Source organism: Acidiphilium sp. PM (assembly GCF_000219295.1).
In the GTDB taxonomy this organism is placed as follows: Bacteria; Pseudomonadota; Alphaproteobacteria; order Acetobacterales; family Acetobacteraceae; genus Acidiphilium; species Acidiphilium multivorum.
Map to the genome: position 1 here is coordinate 16,024 of NZ_AFPR01000513.1, position 18,822 is coordinate 34,845.

Consider the following 18,822-nt stretch of genomic DNA (forward strand, 5'->3'; position numbering starts at 1 on the left):
ATGACCATGGCTCTATATCGCCGCGAAGAATCCGTCCCGCTGCCACCGAAGAATGCCGAAGCCTACAATACGGTCTGCCAGTACTGCACCGTCGGCTGCGGCTATAAGGTCTATGTCTGGCCGGACGGGCTCGCCGGTGGGCTGAAGGCCGGCGACAATGCGTTCGATGTTGATTTCACCAGTCCGCAGCCACCGATCGCCGGATTCTCATATACCGAATCGATGCACTCGACGATCCAGCGACGTGACGGTGGCACCTATCACGTCGCGATCGTGCCGGCCCACGATTCGCCGATCAATTTGCAGGGCAATCATTCCAGCCGCGGCGCGATCAATGCGAAAACGACATGGTCGGATAGCCGCCCCACCCAGGCACGCCTGCATTATCCGCTATTGCGTGTTGGCGACATGTTCAACGTCATCCCGTGGGACGCCGCGATCGAATTGCAGGCACGTGTTCTGAAAGGAGTGATGGACAAATACGGGGCCGATGATCTTTGCGCCAAGATCTATGACCACGGTGGTGGAGGTGGCGGCATGGAGAACACTTACGGCACCGGCCGGTTGCTGTTCACCGGCCTGCAGATGAAGCACACTGGCATCCATAATCGTCCAGCTTATAGTGCTGAAACCTATGGAACACGCGATCGCGGGTTGTTCGAATTGAACTATTGCTACGAGGATGCCCGGCTCGCTGACACAATCATGTTGTGGGGAGCGAACACCTACGATACCGCGACGGTGTTCTTCGTCGCTCATATGATGCCCAATCTGCAGGGCACCACGATCGATGAAAAGAAGAAGCATTACGCCAAGGGCGAGCCGGTAGCAGCCGCACGCATGGTGATCGTCGATCCGCGCATTTCATCGACTGTCAGCGCGGCGCGTAAAACCGGCGCGAAAGTGCTGCATCTGCGGCCCAATCTCGGTGCCGACTACATGTTGATGAACGCTGTCGCTCGGGCAGTGTGGGAAAAGAAATACTACAACAAGGACTTCCTGAACCGGCATACGGATATGGCCACGTTCGAGGACTACAAGAAGAAATCCCTCGAACTCCAGATGCCCTATAAAGACTTCATGGCGCGCGCCCAGAAAATAACCGGCGTTCCGGTGGCGCAGATCGAGCAGGCTGCCGCGTGGATCGCCCAACCCAAGCCAGGCGGCCATTGGCGGCGCAGCCTGATCCTCTACGAGAAGGGCGTGATCTGGAATTATCGGCAATATGACGCGGTCGCCGCCATCGCCCAGCTCGGCGCACTGACCTTCAACATCGGCCGGCCGGGCACGGGAACCGGACGCCAGGGCGGCCATCAGGAGGGTTATGCGCGACCGCCCTATCCGGGACTGAGGCCGCCACCGGATGTTGACAAATACGTCCAGGAGGGCAAGGGCAAGACGTTCTGGCTGATCGGTTGCAATCCCTATCTGGCCGCCCAGAACAACGCCTGGTTCCGCAAGCGGATCGGTGAACGCGCGCAGGCGCTGACCGATTTTCTGTCAGCACAGAAGCAGGGCGACGGCGAACCCGCCTCGATTCAGGCGCTTGCCGATCGTATCTTAGACGGGCTCGAAAAAACCGGTGGCTTGTTCCTGACCGTGCAGAATATCTACATGGTCGAAAGCACGCGCGACGCGCATCTGATCCTCCCTGCGGCGCAATGGGGCGAAGCGGAAAACATCTCGCTCAATTGCGGCGATCGCCTGATGCGCCTCGACGATCGGTTCATGGACCCCCCCGGTGACGCAAAACCCGACTGGGAAATTCACGGACTGGTAGGCCAGAAACTCGAAGCGCTTTACAAGGCCGACGGTAAAGCCGACATCGCAAAGCGCTTTTCCGGCATGGACTGGAAGCATGGCGCAGATGTCGTCAAATCGATCCAGGAGGATCTCTATGTCGGCATGAACACGAAAGTGCCGGCATCGGAGGCGAGCAAGCTCGATCCCGAGAGCTTCAAGGGTGTTGACTATGTCTATCTGCGCAAAATTGGCCAGAAAGGTATCCAGACCCCGGTGCGCATGGACCCGAACACCGGCGAACTCGTCGGCACCAAGCGGCTGTATCCGACCTGGAACTTCATGACCAAGGACGGCAAATTCAGTTGGTACGGAGCGAGGCCCTGGGACGATTACGCAGAGGCCAAGATTGTCGCCGGCTATCTGAAATCGGACCGGAGCAAATATCCGTTCTGGTTCACCATGGGCCGCAGCCAGCCGCTCTGGCAAACCAGCTACCATATGCGTCTGCTGGCGCAGAAAACCGAGGGGACACCGCTACCCTTTGTGCAGGTCAACCCGGCGGACGCGAAGAAGCTCGGTGTGAGCGATGGCGATATTGTCATGATCTACAACGACCAAGGCAACGAGACTTTTGCAGTCTATGAGACCGACGCGGTGCCGCCGGGCATGGTGTTTGCACTGATGTATCACTGGCTCGGTACGTCCAACAGCCTGACCTCACCCTATACCGATCCAATGAGCACCAATCCGTGGTACAAGGGAACTCGCGTCGGCATTCGAAAACTGGCTGGTGGCATGCCGAGCATTGTCGCGACCACGAGCTTCCGGCCGACCAATACGTTCGTGTAAAGGAATAATATTCATCTGCTTCCGGCCACGATCGATGAAGATGTCACCCCGCTGGGTTCCGTCTTCATGGGTCGCTGTACCACGTCAATTGCGATATGCTCTCGCCAGACGACATCCAGGACAGGCTCGTGATCGATGGCCGGCTGCGCGTAACCAACCCGTTCCGAGCGCAAAGCCCCGCTCGGCCATAGCGACGCGCGCACGTAACCGCCTGCATCTCCTATCAGGATCACGCAATTGATCTCTTGCACCTCGAATAGTTGGCCTCGCGGCCAAGCAAAGCATCGATCCTGCCGATCCGCAAACCTCCTCCAACCGCGTTGCCTCCGCTTTCGGGTGGAATAGTCTGCCTGTCATGGCGCAAAATGATCCGGCAGTGCCGTGCCATCGTGGCACCTTGATTGTTGCCGACCGGATTCGCCACCATCTCCTTGAGGCTTGGCGCGTTGCCACCCGTTCGGCCTCGTAATGGGCGGATCTAGCCGAAAGGCGATCGCCTGCCCGCAACGGCGCTGCTGCGACTTTCTTCCCCTGCCGCCCAAGTGCGGCATTCCTCGCGAGGCAAGAAACTCTCGCAGCACCATCCTCCGCTGCGCTACGGCCGCAAGTGGTGCGGGTCGATCGCCTTTCGGCTTCAGGACCGCCATCGAGGCCGCACAGGGTGGCCCCGACAACCCAAGCGAAGGAGATCTACCATGGCGATCATCGGCAACTTCACCAAGGATGCGAACGGCTACACTGGCACCGTCCGGACCCTCAGCATCAATGCCAAGGCGCGGCTGGTTCCCGCCGAAAACGGCACCGACAAGGCTCCCGATTTCAGGGTTTTCGCGGCCGGCAATGTTGAACTGGGTGCTGCCTGGAGCCGCAAGGCCAAGGAGACCGGGCGCGAATACCTCTCGATCAAGCTCGACGACCCGAGCTTTCCGCAGCCGATCTACGCGAGCCTAGTCGAGGCCGAGACGGAGGGCAGCTACAGCCTGATCTGGTCCCGCTGAGGCCAGCCGCCACGGCGCCCCGCCCGGCTCGGGCGGGGCGTTTCGCGTGTTCAGAGATCGGGTGACATAAAACCTTCCCGGTGGAAATCGCTACCAAGCCGGCGCAACGAACTAGCGTTCCCGGTCCCGAATACCTAATATATTGGGTGGCGCGCGGCGGCGTGGTCGGGCCGCTTCCTGAGCATGTCACTCAGGGAGATATTGGCCCGTAATATGCGCCGCGTGCGCGCTGAACGAGGCATCAGCCAGGAAGAACTTGCGCACCGCGCAAAATTGAACAGGAACTATGTTGGCATGATTGAGCGTGAAGAGCATGCAGCCACGGTGGACACGATCGATCAGTTGGCTTCTGCATTGGGAGTCAGCCCGATGGATTTACTCGATCCGGACGCGGCTACCCGCTGATATCGGGGAGATTTTTGTCATGCGTAGACCTTATTTCGATGCGCCGATTGCGGACGAAGCACCCATCTCTGATCAGCTGACGCCATACGATGAAATCCACGCCATTCATTATCTGATATTGTTGGATGCTGAGCACGACAATGTGCCTTGGGAAGATGTCGCCCGTGAGGCGCTGCTGATCGATCCGGCCAAGGAGCCAGCGCGCGCGCGCCGCGCTTACGAGACCCACCTGGCACGGGCCAGATGGATGACGAATTCCGGCTGGCGGCAATTGCTCCAGGCCAAATACGTCGAGGGTGGCGCTTAACCACAAATGTTTTCGCATCGCGCGGCGACGTGCCTGTCCGAACACAAAAAGTTGAACGGCAAAACTGCCGCGACGGAGTTGCCAAGTCTCTGGCTTAACCCGATTCCATCTCTGAAGACGCGGCAGAAGTGCTGTCGCATCGGAGGAGCGAGATGCGGCCCTTCACGCGAGAGCGCCTCGCCGCGCGGTATGGCTATATCGAGACCTTATCACCGGACGGTCTGGTCTGGGAGTTGGTTCGACGCAGCGCAGCATACCGAGACGATTACGTCGCAGCAGTAACGCTCGAACGCCATCCGCAACCGGAAGCATCACCGTCGCTCTGCAAACGATGGAGGTTACGATTTCCTCGAAAATCCAGACACCATTGGTGACCATGCAATGCTGTTCTGGCGTGCAGAGGCTACTGCCCGCATTATTTATGTCACCGTTGGTGACGATGAAGCGACTAACCTAACCCTAGTCCGGTTCGAGCCGGACCGTTGGGGTGCGCGTCACATTAGTCGGGCGACACCGGATGGCTATCATCTGATTGTCGCGCCGACTGTCGGAATTCGACATCATCTGATTTTCCCTGGTTTCGATCCACCGCCACCGAGCGCACCACTAACGCCGATCATCTCCTGGGATGCTTGGCATGCAGAACGCCTGGAAGCGGCGCGGTCATTCTGGCAATTTGCGTCGCGGCCGCGCGCCTCAGCCCGCCCCGGCATTCCACGCCCGAAACGGCATCCGCGCGGGCTGAAGATCGCCTACATGGCTTGGGCGCTCGACCTTGCCGCATCGGGGGCCAGTGAGCGGGACATCCACCGGGCTGTGCTCGGCGAGCCGCCGTCCGCCTGGGAAGACAGCGGCGCCCGCAGCCGGGTTCGCACCCTGGTTGCGACCGCTCGGCGCTGGCGCGATGGCGCCGCGTTCAGGCTGCTGAAACCGCCGCGCCCAATCTGACATCCCCGCCAAAAACGCCGAACGATGCCAAGGTCACGAGATCGCGTCGTTGGTGGTAAATTTCCCTTCAACAATGTCAGAACTGGACGCCGCGCGTCAGCGCACCATCGACCACCAGATTGGTGCCGGTGATGAAACTCGCGGCGGGGCTGGCGAGAAACACCACCGCGCGCGCCATCTCCTCGGGTTTGCCCATTCGCCCGGTCGGGTTCAGCGCCATCGCCTGCCGGAACAGATCGGGATTGCCGTGCTCGATTTTCTCCCACACGCCGCCTGGGAAATACGTGTTGCCCGGCGAGAGCGCGTTGACCCTGATGCCCTTGCCCGCGAGCTGGAACGACAGCCCCTTGGCGTAGTGGATCAGTGCCGCCTTGAACACGCCATAGGGTCCGGCGGCGAAATCGACCTCGCGGCCCGACACCGAGGCGATCACCACGACCGAGGCGGCGTCGGAGGCTTCGAGAAACGGCATCGCCGCATCCACCGCGCGCACCGTGCCCATCATGTCGGTCTCGAACTCCGCGCGCCACGATGTTTCGTCCTGGCCGATCGCAAGCGCCGAAACGTTGGACACCACGATATCGAGACCGCCGAATTCGGCGGCGACATCGCGGATCCATTGCGACAATGCCGGGCCGTCCGCGACGTCGAGCGCGCGGCCGGTGGCGCGCACGCCCTTCGCCGTCAGCGCGGCGACGGCCTCCGCGACCTCATCGGTGTTGCGCGCGCAAATCGCGACATCAGCACCTTCCGCCGCGAAATGCTCGGCGACCGACCGGCCAATTCCCCTGGTGCCCCCGGTGACCAGCGCCCGCCTGCCCCGCAATCCGAGATCCATCGCCCTACCCTTCCTGCCCGATCAGATATTTTTTCGAAATCGCCGTCCCGACGGTGTAGTTCGGATCGACGAAATTGCCGAGCCGCACCCGGCCGCACTGGCTGAGCATCATATAGGCGTCCCAGCGGTCGAACCCGTATTCCGCATCCATCCAGAGCACCAGTTCGCGATAGGCGATGCGCGCCGCGTCCTCCAGCGGCCGCGCACTGCCGATGGTCATGATGAAATCCTCGCGCTCCAGGCGCGGCCAGTCCAGCGCCCAGCCCTTGATCAGATCGACGCGAATGGTGGTGAGCGAGGGATATTCCACCGCCGTGCCGCACACCTCGCCGTCGCCCTGGCAGGCATGGGCATCCCCGATGAACAGCCGCGCCCCCGGCGCGCGCACCGGCAGATAGGTAATGCTGCCCGGCCCCATATCCGGCAGATCCATGTTGCCGCCATGCGCGCCGGGGGTCAGCGAGTTGATACTGTCGATCTCGGGCGAGGTGCTGAGCGTGCCGATATGCGGGCTGTAGGGCAGAACCACCCTGGCACTCCAGCGCACTTCTTTCTCATCCACATGCACCTTGCGGGTGATTTCCGGCAGCGGCGGCGCCAGCGTCGCGGTCAGCGCCGTCCCGGTGAGCGCGCCGAAATGCGGGATCATGCAGCAGGTGCCGCGCGGATTCTCGCCGCGTGGCTTCATCGTCTCGATATGCACCGCGAGCGCGTCGCCCGGTTCGGCGCCTTCGATCATGATCGGGCCATTCTGCGGGTTGACGAAGGGCATGCGCAGCCGCTTGCTCGGCTTGTCGCGCTCGGTGCGGATCGCGCCCTCGAACGCATCGCGCGTTTCGACCCGCACCCGATCACCTGGTGCGATGCTCAGCACCGGTTCGGAATATGGCCCGATCGTGTAATGAAACTTACCTTGTGCCGCCTCGGTCAAATGATGCAACCGTGGTTTGCGTCCCCACCCCACGCCGCGCTTCGCCACAATAGATCCCGCTGCCCAACGCTCTGCCATGGTCAGTTCCCCGCCCGATCAAAGCCCAATACATCAAGTCACCGACAGATGAGTTCGCCTGTCAAGCCGACGCTGTCACTTTCAACCGACATTTCCGGTAGTGAGCGTTCAATTCACTCGATAGGCAGGTTCATTGTTACCTGAATGCCAGTTTGGAAATCGGTATCTGCTGAAAATCCAGAGAGGTCGATCGTATTATTTTTCGCTACGCTCGACGAGTCGCGTCATCGCGACAACCGTTTCGGTTTTGGTTGGTGAAGGCGCCTGCGAACATTCGGCTTGAGCGCGTTCTTTACATTTTTATTGACCAACGCGAGATCAAACCATTCTGGATCGAAATAGCCACCGGCCCAAGTCTTGGTGGATCGATGATCCTCATGGGTCGGATCGGCCATCACCTCGAGAAAATTTTCATAACCCGACACCCCGCCGACATCCTCAGGTGGACGCGCGCGCGCTCCGGCGATGCAGGTCGCAAATCGCGGAACCGGGTCGAGCGCCAGAAAATCCTCGATCTCTACCAAGTGGTTCCAATCGTCGCCGAAATCATAGTTGTAGATGAACATCAACCCCGGCTCGCGACGGAAATCGCGAAGCCTGACCTCGGTTTCATCGAAAGCCCTGTGTTCCTCATCGCCAAATTCATTGATCACTTCCGGATCGCCGTAGGACAGACCGCCAATCTGGAACTCATGCAGATGGCTGTTCCACCAGTTGAACGCTGCCTGGATGACCAGATGGAGCATCCCGAGATCCCACGCCAGTGGCACGACCAGCTGCCGCCAGATTGGCGGTTCAATATCTGCAATCGTGACGCGAAGCTGCACTGCGTTGAGCTGACGATACGTCATGGCGCGGAGTGAACCCGCCACTTCCGACGATGTCAATGTCGCGTGTTTGGTCCTCGACGCTGGCCGATCACGCTATCCCCACCCTGGCCAATTTTTGCCTCCCCCTGAAAACGGCCCTGAGCATTGCATAGCCGAGCGCCGATCCTGCGTGGCGATGCGCGCCGATTGCCGGCCGCCCGATGGAGATCGCCGCCATGCAACAGGACATGCTACCCAATCTGCCAACACGCTATCTGCGGACACCGGAAGCCGCACGATTTCTTGGACTGTCGGGCCGAACGCTGGAGAAGCATCGCAGCTTCGGCAGTGGCCCCGCCTATCGTAAGATCGGCGGTCGCGTTGTCTATCGGCTGGCCGACCTCCAGGCCTGGGCCGAAGCCGGTGCTCGGCAATCTACCTCTGATCCCGGCACCAGCGTTGCCCGCGGACCAGGACGTCCGGCTCGGCCTGTTTCGCAATGAGCGGCGATCACCCCGTGCCGGCGATGCTCGAGTACGCCCGTCCGCGCACGCCGGTCGATCTGATGAACTGGCCCTGGTTCAGCCTGGCCAAGACACCGCGTACCGCACCAATCCTGTATCAGGGGAAGAAGCATTCTGTTTACGTGGCGCCGATGGCAGGTGCCACAGCGATCGCGACGATCTGGGATGCCGATATCCTGATCTGGGCCATCGCACAGCTGGTTCAGGCGCAGGATGAGCGGCTGCACATCTCGACCCGGCTGATCGCCCCGGCAAGCCGCATTCTGGGCTTCCTTGGCCGCGGTACCGGCAGCAGCCAGTATGCCAGGCTCACCGCTGCCATCGACCGTCTGGCGGCCACCGTGGTGGAGACCACGCTCGGCACCACGGACAACGCGCCGATCCGGTTCCGCTGGATCGAGGCCTGGGAAATGACGCCGGCTGGCGTCCTGCTGACCCTGCCGGAATGGTTGCTCATGGCGGTGCGGCAGCGCCGGGTGCTGTCCATCGATCCGGACTATTTCGGTTTGACGGGAGGCATCCGGCGATGGCTCTGGCTGCTCGCGCGCAAGCACGCCGCCCAACAATCCACAGGCTGGGTGGTTTCATTCGACCTGTTGCACGCCCGTTCCGGAAGCGTCGCACGGCACTGCGACTTTGTCGCAGCTTTGCGCAGATTGGCGCGTTCCGGGCGGCTGCTGACGTATCGGCTCGATCCTGTGTGGCACCGTGGCAAGGAGGGGGTGCGGATCGGCCGATATGCCGTGCCCATCCACAGTGCCGCCTTGGTGCCTGGGGATAACCCGGGGTTTTTGTCCCCAAACCGGGGGGACCGACTGTGAACGATCACGGCCTATCACCCGACGGTCCGCGGCCGATCACCCGTAAATGCGCGGCCTATCAAACGGACGCCGGCAAATTTTTCACAAGTAATTCAATCAGTTGTGGGCGAATTTGGCGCCCCTACTTTCTTACTAATTCTAGTACTGAGTCTTACCTTGTTATAGGTGGCGGCCGAGGGCCAAAAATCGGCGCGCGAATCGCCTCAAATGGCCGGCATTGCTCAGCCCGAACATCGCGCTGGCGAACGCGCTTGAAGCAAGTGGCATTGAGGGGCGGGCTGCGGGGATTGCAGTGCATCCTCGCCGGCGTCTGTGCCACGTTCATGGGCGACTTCAGAAGCGGCCTGCGGCCGGTCTGGCGGGAGGCAACGGCGATGAGCCAGCACGACCCTCTGACCAGCGTGATGCTGGTCTTCATCCGTCATCGCGTCGAGCAATGGCTGCGTTTCGGTCATGATGTTGGCGAACAAATTCTTGATCAACGTAGACGTCTGATCTGGTTCGCGCCCGGCGCGATCTTTGCGTTCATCCGCTGGCGGACAGATGACTTCGGCACGGTCGTGTCGCGCGTCGATATCCTCCGCGCCTGCGCCCGTGCCGAGGCATGCTCGACCGTGCCTGGCATGGGCCCCGGCGGCGAGATTTTGCTCCGCCAGTCGGGCTGGTCGCGCGTTCAGCGTGTACTCGCGGCCATCGACATGATCGAAAGCGCCGGCTTCGATCCGGCGGACATCGCGCCGCATTATTGGCGCCATGTCCACAACCGGCTGAGCTGCGGCGAGGCACCGCGACCGTATCAGGACGACCAACATCGAGCCTGGCTGCGCTGTTGTTGGATGGGCATATCGTGACGCTTCGCCATCACCCGGTGCGCGAACTCCTGTTCGGCGTTATCGCCGGCCTGGTCTTGATGGTGGCATCCGCGCTGCATGCGCGACCGCTGATCGTCTGGAACGCCACCGCCAGCACACCGATCGGCTTCTGGCGCGTCCTGCCCAGATCGAGCCGCGATCACCTGCGGGTCGGCGATTATGTGCTGTTCTGGCCGGACCGGCGCAGCGCGCTTCTGTTCGCGAATCGCGATTATCTGCCGCTTGGCGTACCGCTGCTCAAGCGCGTCGCCGCCGTCGCCGGTCAGACCGTTTGCGAGCGCGATGGTCGGGTCTCGATCGACGGTCACCATGTCGCTGATGCGCTCAAACGCGACGGGCGTGGACGCAGACTTGTTGCCTGGACCGGCTGCGGACCGCTCCGTCCCGGTTCCATCTTCGTGCTGATCCCCAACGTACCGACATCGCTCGACGGGCGGTATTTTGGGCCGACACCGATCAGCAGCATCATCGGCCGGATGGCCCCGCTCTGGACGCCCGGAAGCCATGTGCCATGACCGGCAAGCATCCTTCCCGGACCATCCTGTTGTTTGGTCCAGGGACGGCCATCCTGCCGTCCCTGCCGATTACCGCACGGCCGGTGCGCGCAGCGAATGTCAAGGGCAGCGCAGCCGGCGCGCTTTGGCGTGCCTTACCCTTGACCGCAGCGAGCACGCTGACAGCGCTTTTCGTTGCCGCTTCATCGAGCATCGTCCGTCACCAGGAGAAGCGAACCATGGGACTCGTAACCTTGGTCACGACGTGCGGTCTTGCGGCCAAAGCAGCGCTGTTCGTGCCACTTCATGGATCGCCTCGTTGCTATAGCCCGGCGAAGATCGTGCACAACCACAGGAATTCCCGCATCGTCGTCTGGCAGCCCGATATCAGGGCGGCGTCGCGTCGATTCGGTGTGCCTGCACGCTGGATCGCAGCTGTGATGCGCGCCGAAAGTGGCGGCCATTTGATGTTGAACGGCCAGCCAATCCGATCATCTACCGGTGCGATGGGCCTGATGCAGGTGATGCCACAGACCTACGCCGCACTGCGCGCCCGCTACGATCTCGGGGCCAATCCGTATGCACCGCGCAACAACATCATGGCCGGTGCTGCGTATCTGCGCGAGATGTTCGATCGATTTGGCGCGCCGTGGTTCCTGGCCGCCTATAATGCCGGTCCGGCTCGGCTTGAGCAGACGCTGCTCACCGGTCGCGCATTACCGGCGCAAACGCAGCGCTACCTTGCGGCGGTTGCGCCGAAGATCAACGCATCGATGGCGATACCGTTGATGAGCGAAAGTCGTTCGCCGGTTTCGATATTCAGCTACCAATCCACATTCAGCTACCAATCCGCGACTGATTTGCAGACGATCCCGCGCTCGGCATCAAGCACCAATAGGGGTCTGTTCATGGCAAAAGTCGAGCTGATCAGACGGCAAGGACCGTTCGATCGCACACCATGAAAACGCCAAGATTACCCGCATTTGCGCCGGCAGGCTGCGTGTTCTTTGCATCGACTTTACGCACCGACCATTTGAGGACGCGGGATCAGCCATATATCGCGTTCTGGCGAGCGAAATCGTGATCGAGCGCAGCAAAGGTGTCATTCTGTGATAATGTGCAACTGACAAAGATCGCCGAAAGTCCCTGGAAATTTTGCCGTTTAGGGAGGGCAAGATAAAGGTGCGCGGCACCACACGGCCCTGACCGCCGTGATTTTCCGTGTCTGCACATTGGGTTAGCGAGATCATGCACCGTGCCAAGAGCTTGCCGAGGGGCACGTCCATCCTGCCAGGACCTGTGTCTTCGCTTCAAATTTCGCAGTGCCACCAAAGCACCTTCTCGATTTTCGCGATCATCGGCATGATCAGGCGATGACTCACAACGAAGATGATCTGCCCCTTCGTCCCCGGCTTGGACGTAAGCACAGCCGAGATGACCGCCGGGCTCTGGCATCGACGCAAATCAAGCGCGCCATCTCCCGTGCGGGAGCACTCAGCCGATCATCAGCAGCTCCACCAACAGACACCGTTCGCCATTTTGCCAGTCTTCCCGCCAAGCGCGGCCGTGGCGCCACGTTTGCGCGCGGCCGGGCAGCATCACCTCGCGGTTGGTCGAACGCCAAGCCAGGCGCCCGCAGGGTGGTGATCAAGGCGCGCTATACCCCCATGCGCGGCGGCAGCCGCGCCGCCGCGGTGCATCTTCGCTACCTCCAGCGCGATGGCGTGACCCGAGATGGTGCACCGGGTCAACTCTACTCGGCGACTTCCGACCGCGCCGATGGTTCTGCCTTTCTGGATCGGGCAGAGGGCGATCCGCGCCAGTTCAGGCTGATTGTGGCGCCCGAGGATGGACCGCAGCTATCGGATCTCCGATCCTTCACGCGCGACCTGATGAGGCAGGTCGAGCAGGATCTGGCGACAAAGCTGGACTGGCTTGCCGTCGATCACTTCAACACCGGTCATCCGCATACGCACATCGTGATCCGCGGTGTCGATGAACTGGGCGAGAACCTGGTGATCGCCGGCGCCTATCTCGCCCATGGCATCCGCGAACGCGCGTCGGAACTTGCGACAATCGAACTTGGTCCGGAAACCATGCTCGAGCAGCAGCAAAAGCTCCAGCTTGAAATCGATCAGGAAAAACTGACCCGGATCGACCGTGCCCTGCTACGGGAGGCCGGAGAAACGACCGATGGTGTCGTAGACACGCGAGCCACCGGAAATGAGCGCCACGCCGATTTTGATCGACATCTCCGGATAGGGCGATTGCAAGTGCTGCAACGGCTTGGTCTTGCCCAGGAGATCGATACTGGCCGCTGGTTGCTGAAGCCTCAGATGGAGCAGACCCTCAGCCATCTCGGCGAGCAGGGCGACATTATCAAAACCATGCATCGCGCGATGGCGAGCCAAAAGGTTGAGCGCGGTGCGGAACAGATCGTCATTCATGGCAAGGATGAGGCGATAGCAGCTCCGATCATCGGCCGGCTGCTCGGCCGTGGGCTCAGTGCCGACGAATTGGGCGATCGCGTTCATCTGGTCATCGACGGTATCGATGGCCGCACCCATTATATCGAGCTTCCGACCGGCGTGGCCGGCGTCGATTCCGCACCGATCGGCGCCATCCTCGAGGTTGGCGCCGCAGGTCGTGAACCGCGCGCGGCCGATCAAAATATTGCCCGACTGGCAAAGGAACATAGCGGTATTTATCGGCCCGCGGATCACTTTGCAGACGCGCGCGCTGATCCCGGCATCGCCGATCCAGACGCCTATATCGAGGCGCATATCCGCCGGCTGGAAGCCCTGCGGCGCGCGGGACTTGTCGAGCGGGTGGATGCCGATCATTGGCGCATTCCAACCGGGTTCGAACAACATGCCGCTCTCCATGATGCCGGGCGCTCGCCAGCCGTCAGTTTGCGCGTGTTATCGACGCTCGACCTGGAGAGGCAGATCGCCAGCGACGGTGCCGCCTGGCTGGATCGCCAACTCATCGGCAGGGACCGCCTGCCGGTTACCATGGCCGGCTTTGGCGCGGAGATCGAAGTTGCGTTGGATCAACGCCGCCGGCATCACATTGCGCACGGCGATGCGCGCCGGGACGGGAAGGGGAGAGTGTTCTACCGGCGAGATTTGTTGGCAAGGCTCGAAGGCCGAGAGTTGGCGCGAGTTGGCGCGGAGATTGCCACAACGCGGGACCAGCCGTTCCGCTTGGCGACGCGAGGCGAGACGATCCGCGGCACCTATCGCGAGACGGTGCAGCTTGCTTCGGGCCGCTACGCGCTGATCGAAAACGCCCAGGAGTTCACGCTTGTGCCTTGGCGACCGGTCATCGAGCGCAGTCTTGGTCGGGAGGTTGTTGGACTCGTCACAGATGGCGGGATTTCCTGGCAGCTCGGTCGGGACTGTGGATTGGGCCTTTGATGGCGATCGGTCCGCTCCGATCCGAAGCTGCCCAGCCTGGGTCATCTGGCTCATAGTCAAGGTGCCCAGCATGCGGTCGGGTAGATCAGTGTAGATCAGCCAATTCGATCAATATCAGGGCTCGGTTGCATCTATACATGGAAAGCGTGACCGGCTTTGCGCCATCAGGTTCGCTGACGTGATAGGGCTTCGAGTAACGCACAATCGGTTCCGTCGCCGGTGTCGCACTGCGTGACCAAAGTGGTCAACGCCTTTTGCATGGCGCGCAGATCGGTGATTTTGATCCGCACTTCCGCGAGATGAGCCTCGGCGACCAATTTTACCTCGCCGCAGGGGCGATCGCGCTCGTCTGCCAGGCGCAGCAAAGCGCGCACCTCGTCGAGCGTGAAGCCGAGTTCACGCGCGCGGCGGATGAAGCTGAGACGCTCGACATGGGCGGGGCCATACATTCGATGGCCGCCCTCAGTGCGCGCCGGTTTTGGCAACACGCCAATCTTCTCGTAGAATCGGATCGTCTCGATATTGCACCGCGTTTGCGTGGCTAGCGCGCCGATCAGGATCATCGGTCCCAACGCGTCTCGCGCCTTTGTGAGTGCGCGGGCATTTTTTTCGCTTGCACCTGAACTTACTACAGATCCCATACCTCGTCGCGTAGGCCGATCCGGCTCTCACCACAAGGACCAACGGCATGGACGCTGTGACGACACATGATTGCTGCGATTGCTGCGCATCCTCCCGCACCGCGACCCCCGATCTGGTGGTGATCGGTGCTGGATCGGCGGGGTTTTCCGCCGCGATCCGGGCGAGCGAACTCGGCGCGAACGTCGCCTTGATCGGTCATGGCACGATCGGTGGCACCTGCGTGAATATCGGTTGCGTGCCGTCGAAAACCCTGATCCGCGCAGCCGAGGCGTTTCATCATGCCAAATCTTCCAGCCGCTTCGCCGGCATCGCGGGTGCTGCGCGGATCAATGATTGGTCGGCCCTGATCGCACAGAAGGACCAGCTCGTCGCCGATCTGCGCGGTGCCAAATACCAGGCGCTGCTCCCGGAATACGAGACCATCCGCTATGTTCAGGGCCGCGCGCGGTTTACCGACGCGGGGATTGAGGCGGGCGGTGCAATTTTTCCGGCCGATCGGGTCGTGATCGCCACCGGCGCCTCGGCCGCCGTGCCCGCGATTCCCGGAATGGACGAGGTTCCCTATCTCACCAGCACCACAGCGCTCGCGCTGGACCGTTTGCCCAAATCCCTCCTGATCATCGGCGGCGGCGTGATCGGGTGCGAACTTGGCCAGATGTTCGCGCGGTTCGGGGTTGCCGTCACCATCGTCTGCCGCACCCGGCTGTTGCCGGCGGGCGAGCCGGAGATCAGCGAATCCCTTGCGGGCTATATGCGCGATGAAGGCATCACGATTCGGGATGGCGCGCAGTATGAACGCATACGGCGCAGCGAGACCGGCATTGCACTCGATGTCATGATCGAGGATCGCGCCGAAACCATTGAAGCGGAGCGCGTCCTGAACGCTACAGGGCGCACCGCCAACACAAGCGATATGGGGTTTGAGGCGGCAGGAATTGCGCTCGACCGCAACGGGTCGATCATGACCGACGAGCATCTCGCCACCCGGCGACCAGGCACCTATGCGGCGGGCGATGTCACCGGGCGGGACCAGTATGTCTATATGGCGGCCTACGGTGCCAAATTGGCGGCGGAAAACGTACTCAACGGCAATGCCAGACGCTACGATTCCCGTGCCATGCCCACAGTAGTGTTCACCGATCCGCAATATGCCAGCGTCGGCCTGACAGAGGCCGAAGCCCGACGTGACAGCCATGAAGTTCGCACTGTCCGGCTCGACCTCGCAGCGTTACCGCGCGCGCTTGCAGCCCGCGATACCCGCGGACTGATCAAGCTGGTGGCAGAAGCGGGCAGCCTGCGGCTGCTCGGCGCGCATATTCTGGCACCCGAGAGCGCCGACAGCATCCAGACCGCCGTGCTCGCGATCAAGCACAATCTCACTGTTACCGATCTCGCGGAAACGCTGTTTCCCTATCTGACGACGGTCGAGGGGCTGAAACTCGCATCGCTCGGCTTTCAGAAGGATGTCGCCAAACTCTCCTGCTGCGCCGGATGACCACCATCAACCCGAAGGCAACCAACGCCATGAAACGCTTACGTCATCTCACCCCGAAATCTACAATTTTTGCCCTGGCGTTTGCCGCCGCCGCTCTGGTTCCGGCCTACGCACATGCGGCGCCTTCCCCGATGATGGCACCTGAGAATCCGCCGGTCACATCGGCCAAGACAGCCCCGGACGCGTCGTTCCGGTCGCGGGGGCATCTGGTGAGACTGGCGACCTATCACGGTCAGAAGCTGATCATTTGGGAAGTCGCGACCTGGTGCGGCAGTTGCAAGGCGGGGCTGAAAGCATTCGCGCATCATCTAGCACTGATCGACCGGTCGAACCTGAAGATCATTGTTCTGCGCGACTACAAGAACGGCGGTTATCCGGGGATCACGATCGAAAAATTTGCCGCACAGGTCGCGCCCACGTTGCTCAAAGACCCGCATTTCGTGTTCGGCGATGCGACAAAAGAACTGGCAGCCGCGTATGATCCACACCATTACGTGGACATCTATCAGCTGATCGACGCCCAGAACCAGATCGTCGCCACGTCCTCGGCACCTTCGGTGACATTCGGAAAGATCAAGCATTTCATTGCGTCGGATTCAAAATGAGTGCGACTGCGGTTATCCGCGCCCGATCGATGGTCATACCCCAGGCGTTGCGGCTGGTGTTTGGGCACCCCGGCTATCGCATGTGGGCGGCGATCAGTTTTATCGTCCTGCTCACTTTCTACCTCATGCTGCTGCCGGCAAGCGAAACCGGGGGCGCCGTCGGTCTGGTTGCGCTGCCGTTTCTGACCGCGCAGGACGTGTTCCTGGCGATCGTGATGGCTGGCCTGCTGGCGCTGACCCTACCGCTCGGCGTCTATGGCTGGCGCATGGGCTCAGGCGGCGGTGTCGTCGGCAGTGCGTCCGGCTCGATCGTCGCCCTGATTGCGCCGTTGCTGTGCTGCTCGCCGATTCTGCCGATCACGATCGCCGCGATCGCGGCAAGCCTGCCGGCGGTCGGCGCTGCCGCCACGCCGTTGCAAGGCTTCATTGCCACGCATGAGCTCGAATTTTATGCCGCCGCCATCTTGCTGATGGCCTGGGGGCTGCAGGGCAATGCCAAACGCGTGCTCCATTGCGATTGCCGCCCGAAAAATTGACCCGCCGATGTGGCGACTCGGACCGATGCTCGACCTTGACATGGCAACGAAAACCGTGGCCCACGCTGGCGCATGGGCAATGGTTTGAAGCGTGACGCGGGTGTGCTTGGTCTGATCCTCGCCAGTCTGGGCGGCGTCGTGGGCTCAGGCTGGTTGTTCGGCCCGTTGAATGCCGCGAAATCGGCCGGACCGGCTTCCCTGATCGCCTGGGCGACCGGCGGGTTCGCCATCCTGCTGCTCGCGTTCGTTTATGCCGAACTCACCACCGCGTTTCCGCGCGCGGGAGCGGTGATCGCTCTGCCCAAACTCAGCCACGGCAAGCTGCTCGCCACCGTGATGAGCTGGGTGGTGCTGTTGGGCTACCTGACCTCGGCGCCGGCCGAAGCCACGGCCGTGGTCACCTATGCGAACAATTATTATCACGGCTTGGTGTCGCCGGGCGGCGTGCTGAGCCAGTCGGGTTTTCTGGCCGCAGTCGCTCTGCTGGCGATGTTCGCCCTGATCAACACGCTGGCGATAAGGCTGGTTCTGCGGATTAACGGGATCGTCACGATCTGGAAACTGGCAATTCCGGCGCTGACCGCCATCGCCCTTCTGCTCGCACGCTTTCACCCCAGCAATTTCACCGCACACGGTTTTGCCCGCACGGGGTCGCGGGCATTTTTTGGGCCGTCGCCACCTCTGGCGTGATCTACGCCTATACTGGGTTTCGTCAGGCGGTCGAGCTCGCGGGCGAATCCCGCCATCCGAAGCGCGATCTGCCGATCGCGATCATCGGCTCGGTCGTGATCGGCTTTCTGCTCTACGCGGCGTTGCAGACCGCCTTCATCGGCGCCTTGTCACCGCACGCGCTGGCGCAGGGCTGGGGCAAACTGCATTTCACCGGCCTGTCCGGCCCGTTCGCGGGCCTCGCGACCCTGATGGGCATGAGCTGGCTAGCAGTTCTGCTGTATATTGACTCCGCCGTGTCACCGGCCGGCACCGGCATCATCGCTTATACCTCGACACCGCGCTTGTTCTACGCCGCCGGCCGCGAGGGCCTGGTTCGCGGACCATTCGCCCGGCTTTCGGGCGCCGGTGTGCCGATCATCGGTGTGCTTGCGGCCTTCGCGATCGGGGTGATTTTTCTGCGGCCTTTGCCGTCCTGGCGGGCGCTCATCAAGGTGGTGTCGGCAGCAGCCCTTCTGTCCTACGGCATGGCCTCGGTCTCGCTGATCACGCTGCGCTGGACCATGCCGGTCGAGCGCCATCCGCGCTCGTTCCAACTGCCGTTCGGGATACCGGTCGCTGGACTCGCTTTCATCGTGGCCAATTTCATCATCGTGTGGACCGGTGCGCACCGCCAACGTGATCATGCTGTATGTGCTGATCGTCGCGGCGCTTTACGCGATTACCCAGCGCGTGATGTATGGCGGGTTCGGGCATCTGGAAATCGCGGGCGCGTGGTGGATCGCGCCATATTTCGCGGGGCTATGAGCGCTGGCTAATTTGGGGCCGAAGAACCTAAC

19 protein-coding genes and 1 pseudogene are annotated in these 18,822 nt (G+C 61.7%); 16 read left to right on the forward strand and 4 right to left on the reverse strand.

The annotated features are described in order from the left end of the window. Positions 1-6: 6 nt before the first annotated feature. The 6 genes from APM_RS16220 (at position 7) to APM_RS20685 (ending at position 5,250) form a co-directional block, all read left to right on the forward strand. Complete coding sequence (locus tag APM_RS16220) at positions 7-2,592, forward strand: arsenate reductase (azurin) large subunit (protein WP_039889049.1); 2,586 nt, start codon at positions 7-9, stop codon at positions 2,590-2,592. Positions 2,593-3,287: 695 nt separating this feature from the next. After that, a complete protein-coding gene (locus tag APM_RS16225; protein WP_007424468.1) occupies positions 3,288-3,590 on the forward strand; it encodes a DUF736 domain-containing protein in 303 nt (100 codons plus the stop codon). Between the two features lie 213 nt (positions 3,591-3,803). Continuing rightward, the gene (locus APM_RS20680) at positions 3,804-3,995 is read left to right on the forward strand and encodes a helix-turn-helix transcriptional regulator (RefSeq protein ID WP_231844419.1); all 192 of its coding nucleotides are present in this window, start codon (positions 3,804-3,806) and stop codon (positions 3,993-3,995) included. A gap of 19 nt (positions 3,996-4,014) precedes the next feature. Then, on the forward strand, positions 4,015-4,302 hold the full coding sequence (locus tag APM_RS16230) for a DUF2285 domain-containing protein (RefSeq protein ID WP_007424469.1): 288 nt from the start codon (positions 4,015-4,017) through the stop codon (positions 4,300-4,302). A 152-nt stretch (positions 4,303-4,454) separates the two neighbouring features. Beyond that, the gene (locus tag APM_RS23160; protein ID WP_371259413.1) at positions 4,455-4,676 is read left to right on the forward strand and encodes a transcriptional regulator domain-containing protein; all 222 of its coding nucleotides are present in this window, start codon (positions 4,455-4,457) and stop codon (positions 4,674-4,676) included. Positions 4,677-4,683: 7 nt separating this feature from the next. Then, on the forward strand, positions 4,684-5,250 hold the full coding sequence (locus tag APM_RS20685) for a DNA -binding domain-containing protein (RefSeq protein WP_083818701.1): 567 nt from the start codon (positions 4,684-4,686) through the stop codon (positions 5,248-5,250). Between the two features lie 76 nt (positions 5,251-5,326). Here APM_RS20685 and APM_RS16240 read toward each other — a convergent pair whose 3' ends face one another. From APM_RS16240 to APM_RS16250, 3 genes are all read right to left on the reverse strand, one after another. Next, on the reverse strand, positions 5,327-6,088 hold the full coding sequence (locus tag APM_RS16240) for an SDR family NAD(P)-dependent oxidoreductase (protein ID WP_007424470.1): 762 nt from the start codon (positions 6,086-6,088) through the stop codon (positions 5,327-5,329). A 4-nt stretch (positions 6,089-6,092) separates the two neighbouring features. Beyond that, positions 6,093-7,097: an acetamidase/formamidase family protein gene (locus APM_RS16245; RefSeq protein ID WP_039889021.1), complete on the reverse strand. Its 1,005-nt coding sequence runs from the start codon at positions 7,095-7,097 to the stop codon at positions 6,093-6,095. Positions 7,098-7,321: 224 nt separating this feature from the next. Next, positions 7,322-7,948, reverse strand: coding sequence for a plasmid pRiA4b ORF-3 family protein (locus APM_RS16250; RefSeq protein ID WP_007424472.1), 627 nt, complete (start codon positions 7,946-7,948; stop codon positions 7,322-7,324). 179 nt (positions 7,949-8,127) lie between these two features. Between APM_RS16250 and APM_RS20690 the strand changes: the two genes are divergently transcribed. The 6 genes from APM_RS20690 (at position 8,128) to APM_RS16275 (ending at position 14,036) form a co-directional block, all read left to right on the forward strand. Continuing rightward, the gene (locus APM_RS20690; protein WP_007424473.1) at positions 8,128-8,409 is read left to right on the forward strand and encodes an AlpA family transcriptional regulator; all 282 of its coding nucleotides are present in this window, start codon (positions 8,128-8,130) and stop codon (positions 8,407-8,409) included. Continuing rightward, positions 8,406-9,251 carry a replication initiator protein A gene (locus APM_RS16255; RefSeq protein WP_007424474.1) on the forward strand — a complete coding sequence of 282 codons (846 nt, stop codon included), beginning with the start codon at positions 8,406-8,408 and terminating at the stop codon, positions 9,249-9,251. The genes APM_RS20690 and APM_RS16255 overlap by 4 nt, the downstream gene beginning before the upstream one ends. Before the next feature lie 374 nt (positions 9,252-9,625). Next, positions 9,626-10,102 carry a DUF2840 domain-containing protein gene (locus APM_RS16260; RefSeq protein ID WP_007424475.1) on the forward strand — a complete coding sequence of 159 codons (477 nt, stop codon included), beginning with the start codon at positions 9,626-9,628 and terminating at the stop codon, positions 10,100-10,102. Continuing rightward, positions 10,099-10,638, forward strand: coding sequence for a S26 family signal peptidase (locus tag APM_RS16265; protein WP_007424476.1), 540 nt, complete (start codon positions 10,099-10,101; stop codon positions 10,636-10,638). Before APM_RS16260 ends, APM_RS16265 begins: the two co-directional genes overlap by 4 nt. Continuing rightward, positions 10,635-11,579, forward strand: coding sequence for a lytic transglycosylase domain-containing protein (locus tag APM_RS20695; RefSeq protein ID WP_007424477.1), 945 nt, complete (start codon positions 10,635-10,637; stop codon positions 11,577-11,579). The genes APM_RS16265 and APM_RS20695 overlap by 4 nt, the downstream gene beginning before the upstream one ends. Before the next feature lie 678 nt (positions 11,580-12,257). Beyond that, a complete protein-coding gene (locus APM_RS16275; protein WP_007424478.1) occupies positions 12,258-14,036 on the forward strand; it encodes a DUF3363 domain-containing protein in 1,779 nt (592 codons plus the stop codon). Positions 14,037-14,200: 164 nt separating this feature from the next. Here the strand turns inward: APM_RS16275 and APM_RS16280 are convergent, their stop codons facing one another. Next, positions 14,201-14,599, reverse strand: a complete 399-nt coding sequence (locus tag APM_RS16280; RefSeq protein ID WP_007424479.1) for a helix-turn-helix domain-containing protein — start codon at positions 14,597-14,599, stop codon at positions 14,201-14,203. A 125-nt stretch (positions 14,600-14,724) separates the two neighbouring features. Here APM_RS16280 and merA point away from each other — a divergent pair, with 125 nt between their 5' ends. From merA to APM_RS16300, 4 genes and pseudogenes are all read left to right on the forward strand, one after another. After that, complete coding sequence (merA, locus tag APM_RS16285; RefSeq protein WP_007424480.1) at positions 14,725-16,173, forward strand: mercury(II) reductase; 1,449 nt, start codon at positions 14,725-14,727, stop codon at positions 16,171-16,173. Further along, complete coding sequence (locus tag APM_RS16290; protein WP_007424481.1) at positions 16,170-16,778, forward strand: redoxin domain-containing protein; 609 nt, start codon at positions 16,170-16,172, stop codon at positions 16,776-16,778. The genes merA and APM_RS16290 overlap by 4 nt, the downstream gene beginning before the upstream one ends. After that, positions 16,775-17,314: a hypothetical protein gene (locus APM_RS16295; RefSeq protein ID WP_050807213.1), complete on the forward strand. Its 540-nt coding sequence runs from the start codon at positions 16,775-16,777 to the stop codon at positions 17,312-17,314. Before APM_RS16290 ends, APM_RS16295 begins: the two co-directional genes overlap by 4 nt. 72 nt (positions 17,315-17,386) lie before the next feature. Continuing rightward, positions 17,387-18,801 (forward strand): annotated as a pseudogene (locus APM_RS16300) (APC family permease). Positions 18,802-18,822 lie beyond the last annotated feature (21 nt).